General features: G+C 60.4%; 18 protein-coding genes. 16 read left to right on the top strand and 2 right to left on the bottom strand.

What is annotated here, in order from left to right; genetic code table 11:
• The first annotated feature begins 1 nt into the window (after position 1).
• From NKJ80_RS27880 to NKJ80_RS27895, 4 genes are all read left to right on the top strand, one after another.
• Positions 2-706 carry a class I SAM-dependent DNA methyltransferase gene (locus tag NKJ80_RS27880; protein WP_352498720.1) on the top strand — a complete coding sequence of 235 codons (705 nt, stop codon included), beginning with the start codon at positions 2-4 and terminating at the stop codon, positions 704-706.
• Entirely contained in the window at positions 703-1,632 is a 930-nt protein-coding gene (locus NKJ80_RS27885; RefSeq protein WP_352498721.1) for a 2-oxoglutarate and iron-dependent oxygenase domain-containing protein, read from the top strand. Before NKJ80_RS27880 ends, NKJ80_RS27885 begins: the two co-directional genes overlap by 4 nt.
• A 307-nt stretch (positions 1,633-1,939) precedes the next feature.
• Positions 1,940-3,043: an alcohol dehydrogenase family protein gene (locus NKJ80_RS27890; RefSeq protein ID WP_352498722.1), complete on the top strand. Its 1,104-nt coding sequence runs from the start codon at positions 1,940-1,942 to the stop codon at positions 3,041-3,043.
• A gap of 317 nt (positions 3,044-3,360) precedes the next feature.
• Positions 3,361-4,128, top strand: coding sequence for a class I SAM-dependent methyltransferase (locus tag NKJ80_RS27895; RefSeq protein ID WP_352498723.1), 768 nt, complete (start codon positions 3,361-3,363; stop codon positions 4,126-4,128).
• A gap of 113 nt (positions 4,129-4,241) precedes the next feature.
• Here the strand turns inward: NKJ80_RS27895 and NKJ80_RS27900 are convergent, their stop codons facing one another.
• Positions 4,242-4,991 carry a GlxA family transcriptional regulator gene (locus NKJ80_RS27900; protein ID WP_352498724.1) on the bottom strand — a complete coding sequence of 250 codons (750 nt, stop codon included), beginning with the start codon at positions 4,989-4,991 and terminating at the stop codon, positions 4,242-4,244.
• A 225-nt stretch (positions 4,992-5,216) separates the two neighbouring features.
• Here NKJ80_RS27900 and NKJ80_RS27905 point away from each other — a divergent pair, with 225 nt between their 5' ends.
• From NKJ80_RS27905 to NKJ80_RS27955, 11 genes are all read left to right on the top strand, one after another.
• The gene (locus NKJ80_RS27905) at positions 5,217-7,358 is read left to right on the top strand and encodes an acetate--CoA ligase family protein (RefSeq protein WP_352498725.1); all 2,142 of its coding nucleotides are present in this window, start codon (positions 5,217-5,219) and stop codon (positions 7,356-7,358) included.
• Positions 7,359-7,374: 16 nt separating this feature from the next.
• A complete protein-coding gene (locus NKJ80_RS27910; protein WP_352498726.1) occupies positions 7,375-7,536 on the top strand; it encodes a hypothetical protein in 162 nt (53 codons plus the stop codon).
• Entirely contained in the window at positions 7,533-7,733 is a 201-nt protein-coding gene (locus NKJ80_RS27915; protein ID WP_352498727.1) for a hypothetical protein, read from the top strand. Before NKJ80_RS27910 ends, NKJ80_RS27915 begins: the two co-directional genes overlap by 4 nt.
• 34 nt (positions 7,734-7,767) lie before the next feature.
• Positions 7,768-8,931: an acyl-CoA dehydrogenase family protein gene (locus NKJ80_RS27920; RefSeq protein WP_352498728.1), complete on the top strand. Its 1,164-nt coding sequence runs from the start codon at positions 7,768-7,770 to the stop codon at positions 8,929-8,931.
• Between the two features lie 3 nt (positions 8,932-8,934).
• Positions 8,935-10,062: a zinc-binding dehydrogenase gene (locus NKJ80_RS27925; protein WP_352498729.1), complete on the top strand. Its 1,128-nt coding sequence runs from the start codon at positions 8,935-8,937 to the stop codon at positions 10,060-10,062.
• 112 nt (positions 10,063-10,174) lie between these two features.
• Positions 10,175-10,960, top strand: a complete 786-nt coding sequence (locus NKJ80_RS27930) for an enoyl-CoA hydratase-related protein (RefSeq protein WP_352498730.1) — start codon at positions 10,175-10,177, stop codon at positions 10,958-10,960.
• A 2-nt stretch (positions 10,961-10,962) separates the two neighbouring features.
• Positions 10,963-11,484, top strand: a complete 522-nt coding sequence (locus tag NKJ80_RS27935) for a thioesterase family protein (RefSeq protein ID WP_352498731.1) — start codon at positions 10,963-10,965, stop codon at positions 11,482-11,484.
• A gap of 2 nt (positions 11,485-11,486) precedes the next feature.
• Positions 11,487-12,605, top strand: coding sequence for a mandelate racemase/muconate lactonizing enzyme family protein (locus NKJ80_RS27940; RefSeq protein ID WP_352498732.1), 1,119 nt, complete (start codon positions 11,487-11,489; stop codon positions 12,603-12,605).
• 151 nt (positions 12,606-12,756) lie between these two features.
• Positions 12,757-13,035, top strand: a complete 279-nt coding sequence (locus NKJ80_RS27945) for a hypothetical protein (RefSeq protein WP_352498733.1) — start codon at positions 12,757-12,759, stop codon at positions 13,033-13,035.
• Between the two features lie 8 nt (positions 13,036-13,043).
• Positions 13,044-13,769 (top strand): LuxR family transcriptional regulator, encoded by a 726-nt coding sequence (locus NKJ80_RS27950; protein WP_502902241.1) that lies wholly within the window; start codon positions 13,044-13,046, stop codon positions 13,767-13,769.
• A gap of 207 nt (positions 13,770-13,976) precedes the next feature.
• A complete protein-coding gene (locus NKJ80_RS27955) occupies positions 13,977-14,555 on the top strand; it encodes an acyl-homoserine-lactone synthase (protein WP_352498743.1) in 579 nt (192 codons plus the stop codon).
• Positions 14,556-14,675: 120 nt separating this feature from the next.
• Here the strand turns inward: NKJ80_RS27955 and NKJ80_RS27960 are convergent, their stop codons facing one another.
• Entirely contained in the window at positions 14,676-14,942 is a 267-nt protein-coding gene (locus NKJ80_RS27960) for a DNA -binding domain-containing protein (protein WP_352498735.1), read from the bottom strand.
• Between the two features lie 123 nt (positions 14,943-15,065).
• Between NKJ80_RS27960 and NKJ80_RS27965 the strand changes: the two genes are divergently transcribed.
• Entirely contained in the window at positions 15,066-15,284 is a 219-nt protein-coding gene (locus NKJ80_RS27965; protein WP_023730016.1) for a helix-turn-helix transcriptional regulator, read from the top strand.
• Positions 15,285-15,428: the final 144 nt, after the last annotated feature.

Consider the following 15,428-nt stretch of genomic DNA (forward strand, 5'->3'; position numbering starts at 1 on the left):
AATGGAACTCGAGCAAAGGACCGCATTGGAGCACGCCGCACGAAAACGCATCAAGGATTCCCATGCCCTCGACGGCGATGTCGATCGGTTGACCCACTTCTACCGCGGATGGGCCAGTTCCTACGAGTTGGATGTCGGCCGCGACCAATACTGCGGGCCGATGGTCGTTGCGGAATTGGCGGGTGCCGTGCAGACAGCGTATTTAGCCAATGAGCGAACTACCGTCGCAATCCTGGATGCTGGTTGCGGAACGGGCCTCGTCGGCGTGCAGTTGAAGCGCCTTGGCTTCCAGTTGCTCGACGGCTTCGACCTCTCCGAGGAGATGGCCGAACAGGCTCGGAAAACCCGCGTCTACCGCCATGTCCGAGATGATGTCGACCTTAACGGGCCGCTCTCCGACTACTCCAGTGGGACCTACGATATTACGGTCTGCTGCGGCGTTTTCACGCTCGGTCACGTCCGACCGGGTGCCCTGCGCGAACTGGCTCGCGTCACGCGCCCCAACGGATTCATCATCGCAAGCACCCGCAAGAGCTATGCCGAGACGACATCCTTTGAAGATGAGGTGCGGATTCTGCAGGATGCGGGCGTGCTTGTGACGACACAGTGTCTAAACGACGGCAAATACATTGCGGAGGAGGGCGCGCATTACTGGGTTTTCAAAGTGCCCGATAGGGCCTGCGCAGAAATGGAGCAGAAGCTATGACCACACTACCTCAAATCTCACTAACAAAACTAGCAGCCGATGCGACCCAACACGAAGAGCGCGAGCGCCTACGCCTGGCCTGTGAGGAGTACGGGTTCTTCTATCTTGAACACGGAATCCCGAAAGAACAGATCGCAGAGGCGATCCAGGCTTCCCGGCGGTTCTTCGCGCTGCCACAGTCGACAAAGGAACGTTTCGGTCACGCCGCACAAGACGTGTACCCTGCTACCGCCCGTGGATATAGTCCGTTGCACGGCGAGGTGCTACATCCCGAGGCTGGCCCCGATCCCAAGGAAATGTTCGACCTCGGAATCGAGAATGAAGGCGACCGGCGTCCGTTTGCCGGTCGCACACGCCTTCCGGATGACGCGTTGGCTCCTAGTTTCGCACGAAGCCTGCTTGCTTTGCAGGATACCATGGTCCACAAGGTTGTGCCGCAGCTCGGAATGGCTCTGGCCGACCTGCTCGGAATGGAAGAAGGCTGGTTCCAACGCCATTTCAACCCGCCGACAGTCCTGCAACGCGTGATCCGGTATCCGTCTACTGGCGGCACGGCCGGAAAGCATACCGACAACGGGTTTTTCACGCTGCTGCTGCAGGAGGAACTTTCCACGCGCTCTTTGCAGGTGTGGTTCCGGGGTCGCTGGGCGCCGGCGCCAAGCTTGCCCGACAGTCTCGTTGTCAATCTGGGCGACATGCTTCAAGCGTTGAGCGATGATAGATTCAAGAGCACCCCTCACCAAGTCGTGCATAGTGGATCGACTGACCGGATTTCGCTACCGTTTTTTATCTATCCGGACGTGGATGCTCGCCTGACTTCGCGGCAGGGGCGGCAGTCCTTCAGTGTCGCAGAAGTGATGCTGCGAAACTTTGACTCAATCTGGAAAACAAGGAATGGAGCTGGACGGGCACGAGAATTGCAATAGGTCCTTCGGTTTCTCAAGCTCGACGATTCATGGACAAGGCTCCACGTCGGCAGGAAATCGCTATCAGAGGCTAATCGTCCCGCAGTCCCGCGAGAGCCACAAGGCGCTGGATGCTCAATCGAACAATGGACGGCGCGACCAGACACCCTCTGGCGAGTTGGGTAGGCCACCACCACCGCCTCTATTCGGTCGCTAGTCATCCATTAACGGCTTTGCCATGCCAATCCGCCTCCGTCGCATGGAGTTGCCGCCGGAAATCGGAGTCTAGGCGAGCCGTATCGACAATCTCACACCTGGAGGAGCGATTATGAGCCAGAAGAAGGCGATGCGCGCGGTTATCCTGACTGGTCACGGCGGTCTGGACAAGCTTGCGTATCGTGAAGATTGGCCCGTTCCGACGCCGCGTCCCGGGGAAGTGCTCGTCGAGGTCGGCGCATGCGGTCTGAACAACGCAGACATCAACACGCGCACGGCCTGGTATTCCAAGAGTGTCACTGACGGCATTACGCCCGCTGCTGGAAGCGCCGGATTTGCCGAGGCGCAGTTCGACACAGGCAGCTGGGGAGGCGCCGCGATAAGATTCCCACTTATTCAAGGTTCCGACGTGGCGGGCAGGATCGCCGCGGTCGGTGATGGGGTGAGTTCCACTCGGATCGGCGAAAGGGTCATTGTGGATCCATGGCTTCTCGGTTCGGCAGACTGGATGAATACTTCAAGTACTATCTACTTCGGATCCGAATGTAACGGCGGGTTCTCCGAATTCACGACTGTACATTCCCAAAACGCGCTTCGTATTGATTGCAATTTGTCCGACGCCGAACTCGCAACGTTCCCTTGCGCCTACGCCACGGCCGAGAATCTGGTGGCGCGCACGGGCCTGCGGCCGGGAGAAACCGTTGTAATCGCCGGCGCCTCGGGGGGCGTGGGAACTGCTGCGATCCAGTTATGCCGACTGCGTGGTGCGCGCATCATTGCTATTGCATCCCCGTCCAAATCGAGCGTTTTGAGAGAGCTTGGCGCCGACACTGTCCTCGATCGCGAGACGCCGGAAATGTCCGAGGCAATCCGAGCGGCCGCTGACGGTGAAGTCCACGTCGCGCTCGACGTAGTCGGGGGCCGTACCTTCCACCATCTCGTCGGTGCTTTGCGGCAAGGTGGCCGATATTCGACCTCTGGCGCCATCTCGGGACCGATGGTCGATTTTGACCTCAGGCAACTCATCTACAAAGACCTTCAACTGACCGGCGCGACGATTGTGCCCCCGGGGACGGCAAGGCGATTGGTCGACCTGATTGAACGTGGCTTCCTGCGGCCTCTAGTTGCAGCAGAGTATGCGCTGCCGGACCTTGCAAAGGCGCAGCAGGCTTTCATGGAGAAGCGCCACGTTGGCAACATCGTCGTCAATGTCTGATATGGAGTCTTATAGATCAGCGTAGGAAATCCCTCTTGCGCCCTTCTCGCAGCAGTCGTGCAACTGGGCGTCAAATTATCTCCCTCTGACGCCGCTTCACTGGTGTATGATCCAAAAGAAATGATCCGTATGTCTCTGTCTTTCAATAACGCACAAACTGATGGAGTTTTTCGCGAGCGCAGGTCTCAATTCAGGACAATTTTCGAGGTTTAATTTTCAGAGATATTAATTAATGTATACCACCCAGCTACCAAGTTGCTGAGGAAAGCCGCCGCAGGACAATCATCCCAAGTCTTCTGGCCACTGGAGAGCGAACGATGCAATATCCCAAAGAGTTGACTGATGCCCTCGAATTCGTATGGGGAGAGGGCATTCTTTCGCCAGGCGGGCCGGAGGAGGTCGCGCAGATGCTGGAGGGCATCGACCTTTGCGGCCGCCGCGTGCTCGATATCGGTTCAGGCCTTGGGGGTGTCGACGTGCTGCTGGTGGTCCAGCACGGCGCAGCCGCGGTTGTCGGCATCGATGTCGAGCCGCAGCTGATCGAATCCGCCCGTGATCTAGCGGCGAAGAAGGGGCTCGCCGAATGCGTCACCTTTCAACTGGTCACACCGGGGCAACTCCCGTTTGCAAATGCCAGCTTCGACGTGGTCTTCTCCAAAGATGCACTGTTACACATCGCCAACAAAGCGGAGGTCTATGCGGAGCTCCTGCGTGTGTTGAAGCCTGGTGGTTGGTTCGTTGCCGGGGATTGGTTTTGGTCCGAGGGCGCAGCCGAGAACGCAGTAGTTCTTGCTTGGCTCTCGAACCTGCAACTGAAATTTGCCTTCACGCATCCCGCCGACGCCCTCCAGGCGCTCAGCGACGCGGGTTTCACTGAACCTAAGGTCACGGATCGCCGCCATGAACTGCTGGAAGCTAACCGGAACGAGGTAGCGCTGCTTGAGGGACCGGTGCGCCAGAAGCTTGCAGCGGTCGTCGGCATGGAGATGGCCGAGAGCCGTCTCGCCAGCGCCAAGGGCCGCCAGGCAGCACTCGAATCCGGCGCCCTCATCCCCTGCCATCTCAGGGGCCGCCGCCCGACTTAGAGGGCAGCACCCGCCCGAGCACTGCGAACCGACTATCGCAGACGGCGCGTCGCTCACAGTCGAAAGTGCACGGTTCCGGTACTGTCTGCAGCTAGCGCCTTCGCAGCCGAGCCTTATAGTGACCTGTCATGGCTGGGGGCGAGATGGAAGCGGCGGCGGTAGGCGCGGCTTAAGCTCTCGCTCGCAGGAAATCCGCACATAAGCGCGATCTTGCCAATCATTTCTTGCGAGTTCCGAAGAAGGTTGCGCGCCCGGTCGAGACGGAGCTCGAGATAGTAGGCCTGCGGTGACTTTCCAAGATGGCGAATGAACAGGCGCCGGAGCTTCCATACGGGCCATTCCAGGCGGTTCGCGATGTCTCCGATGGGCAGGGGCGTCTCCATGTTAGCCAGCATGATTTCAATGGCCTTCGCGAGAGTGCGATCAATGCGCGGGATGGACCAGTCAATGCCAAAGGACCCGTCGGCCCGATCCGATTCCAGCGGACGATAATTGAGGATCTCTGCAACGCGTCGCGCCAGTCGTTTGTCCTCGAAGTGTGAGATCAAAGCAAGAGTCATGTCCATCGTCACCACCCCACCCGCACTGGAACACCGGTCTTCGTCCATATTGAACAGACGATCGCTGAAAAATGCCTCCCCGCGGCTCTCTCGGAAAGCCACGACCGCCTCGTGATGCACCGCTGCCGGACGACGGTCGAGCAAACCCGCTTCTGCAAAGAGGAGGGCCCCTGTATCAACGCATCCCATCAGGCAACCCGATCGCGCGCGACGCCGTAGCCAACTCAGAAACGCATCCGTTTTCATCCTGTCCGGAGCATAAGAGGCCAGGAGGATCACCGCGTCGGTTGGTTCCTCGTCCAAACCTCCGCTTACCTCCAGTGCATGTCCCGAGGACGATTTCGGTGAGTTCCCATCAACGCTAAGAATGCGCCAGCGGAAGACTGGCCGCAAGCTCTCTCGATTTGCAAGTCGCAAGGGCTCAGTGACCAACGCCAGTGAAAGAAGGGGGAAGCCCTCTCCGATTACGATCGTCACAGACCTCATTCTCTGGTGCCAGTTATTCGTTTGTTGGTGTCATCCCTATAGATGAGCATATTGGTATTCTCGATTCAAGATACGCCAGTCGGGACCCTGATGACGCACCCTCTTGAACCGTTTTTCCGTCCCAAATCAATCGCCTTTGTCGGCGGAAGCAATCTAAACCCCGCATTGAAGTATCATCGCGACCTCGGCTTCGACGGCCCGACATGGGTTGTCAGCCCGAAGTATGACACGCTTCAGGGCTACCCTTGCATTCCCTCCATCGAGCATCTGCCCGGAGCCCCGGACCTCGCCTTTGTTGCAATCCGGCGCGAGGCAACCATAGAGGCGATCGCGGAGCTTCGCGCAAAAGGCTGCAAGGCCGTGGTATGCAACGCTGCTGGGTTTGCGGAAACCGGCAAGATCGGCGGTGACCTGCAGGCGCGGTTGATGGCTGCGGCGGGCGAAATGCCGATGCTCGGACCTAACGCCGTCGGTTTGGTAAACTTCGTCGACCCGATGGCCGCGATAATGGATCACTTCGGAATCCATCGTGTGGAGAAGGGCGTTGCCGTGGTCAGCCAGGGCGGAGGCCTTCTATGCGATGCCGTATTCTCGGATCGGGGCCTCCCAATCACCCACTTAGTGGGTGGCGGCAACCAGGCCTTGACGGGTATGGAATCCTGCGTCGACTACCTTCTCGACGATCCCCGTGTGACAGCGATAGGCCTGTCGTTCGAGGGCCTTCTCGATATCGCCGTCCTACGACGTGCTGCTGTAAAATCCTTACAATTGGGCAAGCCCATCGTGGCAATAAAGTTCGGAAAAACCGAATCCGGCGCGCATGCCGCGGCAACCCACACGGCGTCAATGACGGGGCGCGGGGCAGCTTGGGAAGCGCTCTTCGACCGGCTCGGAATCATATCGACGGCCTCAGAGTCTGAATTCTTCGAGACGCTGAAGCTGATTTCCTCTGGGCAGATGCCGAAAGGTCGTCGGGTTCTAGTTACAGCAGTTTCCGGCGTCCTCGGCGTAATGTTGGCGGACCACTTGAGCGCGGCAGGATTCGAGCTGCCCCAGCCGACAGGCGAACGTGTGGTGCACCTGCGCGAGGTCCTGCCGCTCATGGCTACGCCCTGCAATCCGCAAGACGTCACCATGGGCGCATGGAACGATAAGGAGCGTCAGACGGCGATCTACTCGGCCCTGCTCGACGAGGGCTACGATGTCGCGCTGATGGTCCAGAACTACCCGCGTGAGGGCATGTGGGACGTCAGCGAATACGCGGCGCAGGTAGAGGCATTGGCTGGGGCCTGCGCAGGTCGCGGCGTGGCGGCCATGCAGCTCGCTCCTATGGTCGACTGCTTCCCTGCCCACGCGCGCGAACATACACAAAGCCTCGGGCTGGCCGCCATGCAGGGCCTTGAAGAATGCATGAAGGCGCTCTCTCACGCCGTATGGTGGCGCGAGCGTCGCGATGAGCTTATGGACGCTGGAGTGGAGCGGCTGGCAAACGTCGAAGCCGCGAGACCGAAGCCCGGCGTCAGCCATGACGAGGCGGCGGCGAAACGTATGTTGGCGGCGGCCGGCGTGAACGTACCCACTTTGCGCGTGACAGCCCCTGATAGGGCCCATGAGGCTGCGTCAGAGATCGGCTTTCCAGTCGCGTTGAAGGCGCTCGATGCGAGGCTTCAGCACAAGACCGAGGCGGGTGCGGTGCGGATCGGTCTTACCTCGCCCCAGGAGGTACGCGAGGCAGTCGACGCCATGCGAGCCGACATGAAGCGCCTGGTGCCGGACATTCCGCTCGCTGCCATGCTCGTCGAGGCAATGGCGCCCGACGTTGTTGCCGAGGTGATGGCCTCCGTCTCTTTCGATTGGTCGGTCGGTCATATTCTAATGATCGCCGGCGGTGGTCTTGAGGCTGAGCTGTGGAACGACAGCACGCTTTTGGCCGCACCCTTTCTCCGCGCCGAGATATCGCGTGCCTTGGACCGTCTCAAGGTTGCTCAGCGCATCAGGGGATGGCGGGGTAGACCCTCAGGTGACCGCGAGGCGCTCCTCGACACGCTTGGGGCGCTGGCAGGCTTCGCCCTCGCTGAGGGTGCCGAGGAGGTCGAGATCAACCCAATCCTGGTTGGACGCAGGGGCGCGCTCGCCGTGGACGCGGTTCTGAAGCTGGCCAGACGCGAGGAACGCGTCGCCTGACGCAAAGGGAGAGACGATGCAGAACATTTCACCTGAAACGACTGAGTGCAAACATCTGCTCGATGAGATGGACGCGGAATGTCTGCTGGAAGATACTGAACCGGCCGTCAACGCGATGCTTGTTCGCCTAGTAGCCGAGCTAGGGTCGGTGCGGACAGCGATGACGAAGTCAACGTGATCGTTGTACGTGGCGATGGCCGCGGGTTCTGCCCGGTCATTCACAAGATGTACCTGAACCGCGTCTACGAGGTGGAGGGGCTGAGCACTGGAACGAACTATTACCTCGAGCAAGTGGCGATCATGGGCGCCCAGCCGGCTCCGGGAAATGCTGAGTTCAGCAAGATGGCCGCGGAGAAGGGTCTCGTGCCGCATTGATGCATGCCAACGCCCAATACAAAGGCCTGGACTGATGGACTTCAAGCTGACTGACGAGCAACAGCTGCTCTCCGATACCGCACGGAAGTTCTGCGAGAAGGAGCTCATCCCGCACGAGCATGTCCTCGAGACAACGAACGAGCTGCCCCGCGAGCTGGAGATGGACATTCGCCGCAAGGCGATGGAGCTGGGCTTGCATGCCTGCAACATGCCCGAAAGCGTGGGCGGTGCTGGTCTCGACTGCGTTTCCTTCACCCTCGTGGAGAAAGGCTTGTCGCGCGCCTCTTTGGCATTGGCGGAATGCGTCCGGCGGCCGAACAACATCCTGGCTGCGTGCGAGGGCCAGCAGGTCGCGCAATTCCTCGAGCCTGTCATGCGGGGTGAGAAGCGCGAATGCATAGCGATGACGGAGCCTGATGCCGGGTCCGATCTCAAGGGGATGAAGACCCGCGCTGTCAAGGACGGGTCCGACTGGATCATCAATGGCACCAAGCACTTCATCTCGAATGCCCAGATCTCCGATATCGTGATTTTATTCGCCGCGACGGGCGAGGAGGAGACGCCCGCCGGCGCGCGGAAGAGGATCTCCTGCTTCCTCATCGACCTTGATACCCTGGGGCTGGAAGTGGCCAAGGGATACGATCACATGGGCCACCGGGGTTACTACAACAACATTCTGCGCTTCGATGACGTGCGGGTTGGCGGGTGGCAGATGGTCGGTGCCGAGGGCGAAGGCTTCAAGATCGTCAAGGACTGGCTCGGGCCGGGGCGCCTGACCGTTGCGGCCGTCTGCCAAGCGCGTGCCGAGCGGGCTTTCGAGGTCGCAGTTGATTTTGCCGCACAGCGCAAGCAGTTCGGCCAGCCGATCGGCAAGTTCCAGGGCATCAGCTTTCCGTTGGCCGACATGGCGATCCATATTCGTCTCGGCGACATTCTCCTGATGAACACCGCGTGGCGGGTGGACCAGCACCTGCCGAGCGTGGCTGAGGACTGCGCCATGGCGAAAGTCTGGTGCTCGGAGATGCTGGGTCGCGTCGCGGACCAGGCGATCCAGACCTGCGGCGGCATGGGCGTGATGGCCGATCTGCCGCTGGAGCGAATCTACCGTGATGCGCGCGTCGAGCGAATCTGGGAAGGCACCTCGGAAATACAGCGCCATATCATCAGCCGGCAGCTCATGCGCCAGAGAGGAGCATAGCCCATGCTTCCGAAAACAATGACGGCAGTGCACCTGACCGGGCACGGGGGGCTCGACAGGCTCGAACTCCGGCACAACGTGGCCGTGCCGAAAGCGGGTCCCTGCGAGGTGCTCGTCAGGGTCACCGCCGCGGGTATGAACAACACCGACATCAACACGCGCACCGGCTGGTACAACCAGGCAGTCAACTCCGGAACCACGGCTGAAGGCGGGAAAGACGGTTTCGGCGTGTCCGAACAGGGAATGGGCGACTGGGAAGGAGGATTGACCTTCCCGCGCATCCAGGGGGCGGATGCCGTCGGCCGGATCGTCGCGGTGGGTTCGGGGGTTGAGCCTGGCCGTGTTGGTGAACGCGTGGTCTGCGACCCCTATATCCGCGACCCGGACGACGTGGAAGGCTTTGACAGCGCGGGCTTCCTCGGATCGGAGCACGACGGTGCGTTCGCCCAGTACACCGTTGTGCCGTCGCTCAACGCGGTGAGAGTTCCGGACGATCTGCCGCTCTCGGATGCGGCCCTCGCAACGCTGCCCTGCTCCGGCGGCACGGCGATGAACATGCTGGTCATCGCGGGCGCGGAGGCCCGCGACCTAGCGCTGGTGACTGGAGCGTCGGGCGGCGTAGGCACCTTCCTAATCCAGATCCTGAAGGCGATCGGCGCCGAAGTGGTGGCGGTGGCGGGAACATCCAAGATGTCCGCGGTCGCCGACCTGGGTGCCGATCATGTAATCGACCGGGACGGCGAGGACATCGTGGCGCGCGTCCTCGAAGGGACTGGTGGTCGCAAACTCAGCCTCGTTGCGGACGTCGTTGGCGGGGCCAAGTTCCCGAATCTTCTCAAGCTCCTGCGGCGCGGCGGGCGGTACGTCACGGCGGGCGCCATCGGCGGACCAAAGGTGGAACTCGATCTACGCATGCTCTATCTTAAAAATCTCTCCTTATTCGGATCGACCGTGTACCTGCGGCAAACTTTCCCTCGGTTGATGGACATGGTGGTCTCCGGCAAGATCAAGCCCTTCAGCACGAAGAGCTGGCCATTGGCGGAAATCCGGGCCGCACAGACCGAGTTCTTCGAGAAAAAGCACGTCGGTAGCCTCGTGCTGCTGCCTTCGGCCAGCGAGGGCACGCCATGAAAATAACTAAGATAGTTGCCGTGCGGGACAAAGGTCCCGGACCAATTCGCGCCTGGGATCTGCGCGGAGGTGTTGAAGAAATTCTGGGTGTTCGGGTGGCGGAGTTAGCCCTATGAGCGCGCCGGTCAGAACAGAGAGGCGCGGGCAAGTCCTAGAGATCACGCTAGACCGTCCGAAAGCCAACGCGATTAACGCCGCGACGTCGAGACAGTTGGGCGAGGCATTCCGGTTGCTGTGCAAGGACGATGGCCTCTCGGTCGGCATAATTACCGGCGGGGGCGACCGGTACTTCTCAGCCGGCTGGGACCTCAAGGCCGCGGCCGGGGGGGAAGCGCCCGACGCAGACCAGGGCATCGGCGGGTTCGGCGGTCTCACCGAGTACTGGGATCTCAAAAAGCCGGTCATCGCGGCTGTCAACGGAATGGCTTTGGGTGGCGGTTTCGAACTCGCCTTGGCAGCTGACATGATTGTCGCGGCCGACCACGCGAAATTCGGGTTGACGGAGGCGGCGATCGGACTGATCGCCGATGCCGGCGGCGTGATCCGTTTGCCGCGGCGCCTCCCTCGCGCTGTTGCAATGGAAATGATGATGACCGGTCGGCAGGTCGCGGCGCGTGAACTCGAGCACTGGGGACTAATCAACGAAATAGTCCCGGCCACGTCCCTGATTGATGCGGCCCGCGATCTCGCCGAGCGCGTTGTCGCATGCGCGCCCCTGTCGCTGCAGGCGATCAAGGAGATTGACCGCGCGACCCAAGGCTTGAGCGAGCGCGAAGCCTACCGAGTCATGCACGAGGCCAATCTGCCGGTCTACCGCCGCGTCTATGGAAGTGAAGACGCTGCAGAGGGCATCCGTGCGCTGTCGGAGAAGCGCGCGCCAGTATGGAAGGGACGCTGACCATGGCCGAAACATACGACGCTCCAATCCCTTGGACGGATAGCATCGAGAGTCCGCTTCTGCTCTTCCGCACCAAGATCCGTCCAGAATGGATCGATGTGTTCGAGCACGTAAACACTGCGCACTACCTCACAATATGCGACCACGCCAACTGGGCTTTCTGGAACTGGATCAATGGTCCCGAAGGCACTATGGACGCGCGCGGCGGCCACGAATACGTTATCGTCCAGAACTGCGTCAGCTATGTGGACGAACTCGCTCTTGGCACGCCGATCCATGTTACCACGCAGCTAGTTGACATGGACGACAAGCGCTACGTGTTGTTTCACCGCATCTGGAAATTAAACGGTGAAGTCCTTGCGGCCACAAATGAAGTCAAATGCCTCGCCTTCAACCTGATCGAGCGAAGGCCCAACAAATGGCGTCCGATCGTCGCAGAACGGCTGGAAAAGGTCCGTCGCGCGCACGCAGAACTCGGGGTTCCCGAAGAGGCCGGCAAAGGCATCACTCTAAAGCGGAAGTGAACATGCGCATCCAACGGATAACGCTTTTTTCGGTGCCAATCGACGTCGGAATGGAGCTGACGCGCTACGTGGCAAGTCAGTCGATCAATCCGGCGCTAGACGTGTTGGTCGTGAAAATTGAAACGAACGACGGCCTAGTCGGTTGGGGCGAGGTCTCCTCAGCGCCGCCATACTACCTGCCGGAACTCTCCGCAGGCGCGAGAGAAGGAATCCGCCACGTCGCCCCAGCCGTGCTGGGCCGCGATCCACGTCAAGTCGCCAGGACTATCGGCGAGATCTCGATGGCGCTCCGCGGACACGGCAACGCGAAAACGGCGTTGGAGATGGCCCTGTGGGACTTGGCGGCCAAGGCGCATGGCCTTCCGCTCGTCGACCTGTGGGGTGGAAGGGTGGCGGAGAGCCTCCCCGTACTTACCGTGATAAGGATCGGCACTCGCGAGCAGACCCTTGCCGCGTTCGAAGCCGAGCGGGCCAAAGGTTATTCCCGTTTCCAGATCAAGGTCGGGGCTGGCGAGCCACACGAAGACATTGCCACAATACGGATGGTTCAGGAGATTGCTCTGCCCCACGAGCGTCTTTGGTACGACCCGAACCGCGCCTGGCTGGTCGATGACGCGATCCGCGTAATTTCGGCCGTCCGCGAACTTTCACCTATGATCGAGAACCCTTGCGAGAGCTACGAGGAATGTCGTGCCGTGGCACAGCGGACTGGCGTCCCCATAATGCTCGACGAGGTGATTGATAGCCCCCGGCGCTTCCTGGAAGCAGTTCAGGACAAGGTGCTCGACGTGGCGTCCCTCAAAACTTCCTGTATCGGAGGGATTGAGGCCACCCGGCAAGCCATGAGCCTGGCAAAGATTCTCGGCGTGCCTGTGCGGGTTGAGGACTACTACGGAACCGGCATCCTGCTGGCGTGCGTCACGCATATGGCTCACACCCTCCCGCGCAACATTGTCTTCGGACTTTACGACTACGCAAGCAAAAAACTGCCGCTTGTGAACAATCCGCTTCTTGTCGAGAAGGGCGAAATCCGGCTGCCCGACGATTGTCGGCCAGGGCTGGGCGTTGACGTGAACGAGTCGTTGTTGGGCGAGGCGATCGCGGTCATGGACGCAACGTGATGCGGGGTACGCGCGTAGATGCCGCCCGAGCAGACCGGCAGGGGAGTCCCCGCTTCTCGTTTGCCGATGCGCACCTGATGATCACTCTCGTCAACTTGTGCCGGATTCGATGAGAAACGCGCTAGCCGGCATCAGGTCGGCTGGATTCTCATTGGCGTTTTCAATCTTCATGAATGTGGCCCCTGCACGTTTTCCTTTAGCTAGCCATGCCAATTATCGAGTCGATATGCCCACCAACCCGTTGAGAAACAAACAGAAAGTGGCGATGACCGGCGCGAAGATCGTGCAAGCGTCGCGGCATTCTGTAAAGACGGTGAGCCTGGCAAATGCCCGCGAAACCGGCCGCGGTTGTGCGGGCCGACTTACGGTTGGGTCTCCAGGTCAGGGTGTCGAGCAGCAGACGGAGGGAGGGATTGAGTCAGAACAATGACGAAGGACATGCCGCTTCTCTTCGAGACATTCCTGGAAAAGCTGTCGGAGAGTGTCGATGAAACAGATTTCCGGGATGCCATGGCTGGGGCGGCCGCACCACTTGATCTACTCACCTTTGCCTATCTGTCCTTGCCATTGCAGCCTTGTGGCAAGCCCAAGCTGATCTCGAATTATCCGCCTCCCTGGACCGCGCACTATCTGCAAAACCAGTATCAGAAAGTCGATCCCGTCATCATGCGGGCGCGGTGTGGCGGCTGCCCGTTTCCATGGGGATCAGATTTGCGTGGCGTTGGGAAATCGCAGATTCAGCAAAGGCTGTTCGCTGAAGCGGCAGAGTTCGGCATCCGCTGCGGTTTGACGGTCCCGATTATCGATCGCAGAGGCTGTGTTGCAGCGATGACCTTTGCAGCTGATACGCCCAATTCCGCGTTCCTGCGCGTTGCTGAGCGATATGAACAGGCGCTCCAACTCATGGCGACATGTTTTCACATTTATGCTCGTCGAAAGCTGTCCGGCAATCGAACAGTGGACGGCGTTTCGCTGACACCTCGCGAATATGAATGCCTGCAATGGGCGGCGCGCGGCAAGTCGGCCTGGGCTATCGGCTGCATCTTGGGCATCAAACCGCGCACCGTCGCTTTCCACCTCGACAATGCCAAGAAGAAGCTCGGCGTGCACACCAAAGATCAGGCCGTAGCCCTGCTGGCCTCCTCACGATCTTCACTTCTCTGAGAAACTGAATTCGTCTTTGATCCTCCTGTGCATGTGCACAGGCTGTTTCGGCTGGCCATTCGCCTCCAATGCAGGGTCATTCCTTCCCAGACGCCATCATGTGCAACTTATTGCACCCGATTGGTATGGTGACTTTGCAACGAACTACATGCAATGCACCCACTGCGATACCGCGTTCAAGGAGCGGCTCCACGGATGTACGGACGAATGGCGGGAGATCGATTCGTACGACGCGTTGAGACTGCACTATCCGATTTTGCGAGATTCCGACGGTCGTCTCGATGGTTGCGTCCGCTTCCGTCGAGCGGGCCGACTATACTTCGCGACACCGTTCCGGTGCTGTTGGAAGGAAAGACGGCGCCCGAGGGACCGAGCGTTCGGGAAAGCACCCGCTTTGCGCTCGATGTTGCCTCATCCGCCCCCGAAGGGAGCGGGTGGCGTTGCTGTTGGCAATTACGAGCTCTTCGCAGTATGATTGAGTTTGGCCTGTCGCGCTGTGTCAGCCGAATTGTCACCCTCACCGATCTGCGCATAGAGCGCATCCTTTGCCTCGCCGGCTGGCCGCGCGGATCGGCGAACTCCACACATCGGGAACACCCGCGGCGTGGCCGGATATCTCAACGTCTCCAACGAGACGGTGGATGCCAGACCCCTGTGTCCGCCGGAAGCGCGTGGCCGTCGCCTCTGCTTCGTCCTCCAGGCGCTCGGCGGTTCGCTTGCCGGGGGGTGCAACGGGGAAATGCCGAAGCCCTGATCGGCGAGCCACGGGTTCAGGCCGGCCGGTGAGATCCTGCCGATTATCTGCGTGGAGGCGTTCGCCGCGCCATCCAGGACGGCACGCGCTCTTAAAGACGAGTACAGGGATTCCTTGCTTGAAAGGCGAAACGAAGCGCACAGCGCGATTGTTCAGCCGGGGAACAATTTCTTGTAGCCAGTTGTGACCATCCAGTTCGCACGGGCGAGATGACTACGAAGAACCCTCCTGGCGCGCTCCGGTTCGCGTGCTGGATCGATGCCGAGGATCAGGTGGGCCATCTCTTCTTCGCTCGCACCATCGGCGGAGGCGTCTAGGAGCCGCATATAAGTCGTGAAATGCGCTCTATCGTAAGCCGTGAGGCTGTCCGACCAGTGCACTTCGTCGGCAATTGGCGTGTTCGATTTAGGCTGTAACATCGCTGGTTATATCTCCGGAAAACGGCCTCCGCGAAGCCCCTCCGCCAGCGGATTTAGATGCTCGATGTGGATTACATATTATAGTTGATAAACTCAAGCTGCCTAATCCGCTGGCTGTCGTGCATGGATATGCGCAGGTTGGTCGGACGTAATGTGCAGAGGATCAGGCTAAGGAAGCGTCTGACGCAGGAGCAGCTTGCCGAGATTTCCGGGTTCAGCCAGCAGTACATCAGCGGCTTGGAGAAAGGCCGAAGAAATCCGACGATCATCACGATATATGAACTGGCATTGGCCCTCGGCGTCAGCCACACGGATCTGGTTCGGCCCGACAAACAGGCCTGACCCACCCGACTTCCAAGTAATTTGCTACGGGCCCGGGGGGGGGGGGGGGGGCGGGCGGCGGGGGGGGGGCGCCGGGGGGGGGGGGGGGGGGGGGGGGGGGGGGGGGGGGGCCGGGGGGGGGGGGCGCCCCCGGGGGGGGGGCGG

The sequence above is a fragment of the Mesorhizobium sp. M0030 genome (assembly GCF_040323695.1).
Classification (GTDB): Bacteria; Pseudomonadota; Alphaproteobacteria; order Rhizobiales; family Rhizobiaceae; genus Mesorhizobium.

Excerpts from the sequence above, each read along its gene's own strand:
- NKJ80_RS27885 (WP_352498721.1), top strand. The coding sequence starts at position 703 with ATGACCACACTACCTCAAATCTCACTAACAAAACTAGCAGCCGATGCG.
- NKJ80_RS27940 (WP_352498732.1), top strand. The coding sequence starts at position 11,487 with ATGCGCATCCAACGGATAACGCTTTTTTCGGTGCCAATCGACGTCGGA.
- NKJ80_RS27880 (WP_352498720.1), top strand. The coding sequence starts at position 2 with ATGGAACTCGAGCAAAGGACCGCATTGGAGCACGCCGCACGAAAACGC.
- NKJ80_RS27955 (WP_352498743.1), top strand. The coding sequence starts at position 13,977 with ATGGCGGGAGATCGATTCGTACGACGCGTTGAGACTGCACTATCCGAT.
- NKJ80_RS27920 (WP_352498728.1), top strand. The coding sequence starts at position 7,768 with ATGGACTTCAAGCTGACTGACGAGCAACAGCTGCTCTCCGATACCGCA.
- NKJ80_RS27965 (WP_023730016.1), top strand. The coding sequence starts at position 15,066 with ATGGATATGCGCAGGTTGGTCGGACGTAATGTGCAGAGGATCAGGCTA.
- NKJ80_RS27935 (WP_352498731.1), top strand. The coding sequence starts at position 10,963 with ATGGCCGAAACATACGACGCTCCAATCCCTTGGACGGATAGCATCGAG.
- NKJ80_RS27930 (WP_352498730.1), top strand. The coding sequence starts at position 10,175 with ATGAGCGCGCCGGTCAGAACAGAGAGGCGCGGGCAAGTCCTAGAGATC.
- NKJ80_RS27925 (WP_352498729.1), top strand. The coding sequence starts at position 8,935 with ATGCTTCCGAAAACAATGACGGCAGTGCACCTGACCGGGCACGGGGGG.
- NKJ80_RS27895 (WP_352498723.1), top strand. The coding sequence starts at position 3,361 with ATGCAATATCCCAAAGAGTTGACTGATGCCCTCGAATTCGTATGGGGA.
- NKJ80_RS27905 (WP_352498725.1), top strand. The coding sequence starts at position 5,217 with ATGAGCATATTGGTATTCTCGATTCAAGATACGCCAGTCGGGACCCTG.
- NKJ80_RS27890 (WP_352498722.1), top strand. The coding sequence starts at position 1,940 with ATGAGCCAGAAGAAGGCGATGCGCGCGGTTATCCTGACTGGTCACGGC.
- NKJ80_RS27910 (WP_352498726.1), top strand. The coding sequence starts at position 7,375 with ATGCAGAACATTTCACCTGAAACGACTGAGTGCAAACATCTGCTCGAT.
- NKJ80_RS27950 (WP_502902241.1), top strand. The coding sequence starts at position 13,044 with ATGCCGCTTCTCTTCGAGACATTCCTGGAAAAGCTGTCGGAGAGTGTC.
- NKJ80_RS27960 (WP_352498735.1), bottom strand. The coding sequence starts at position 14,942 with ATGTTACAGCCTAAATCGAACACGCCAATTGCCGACGAAGTGCACTGG.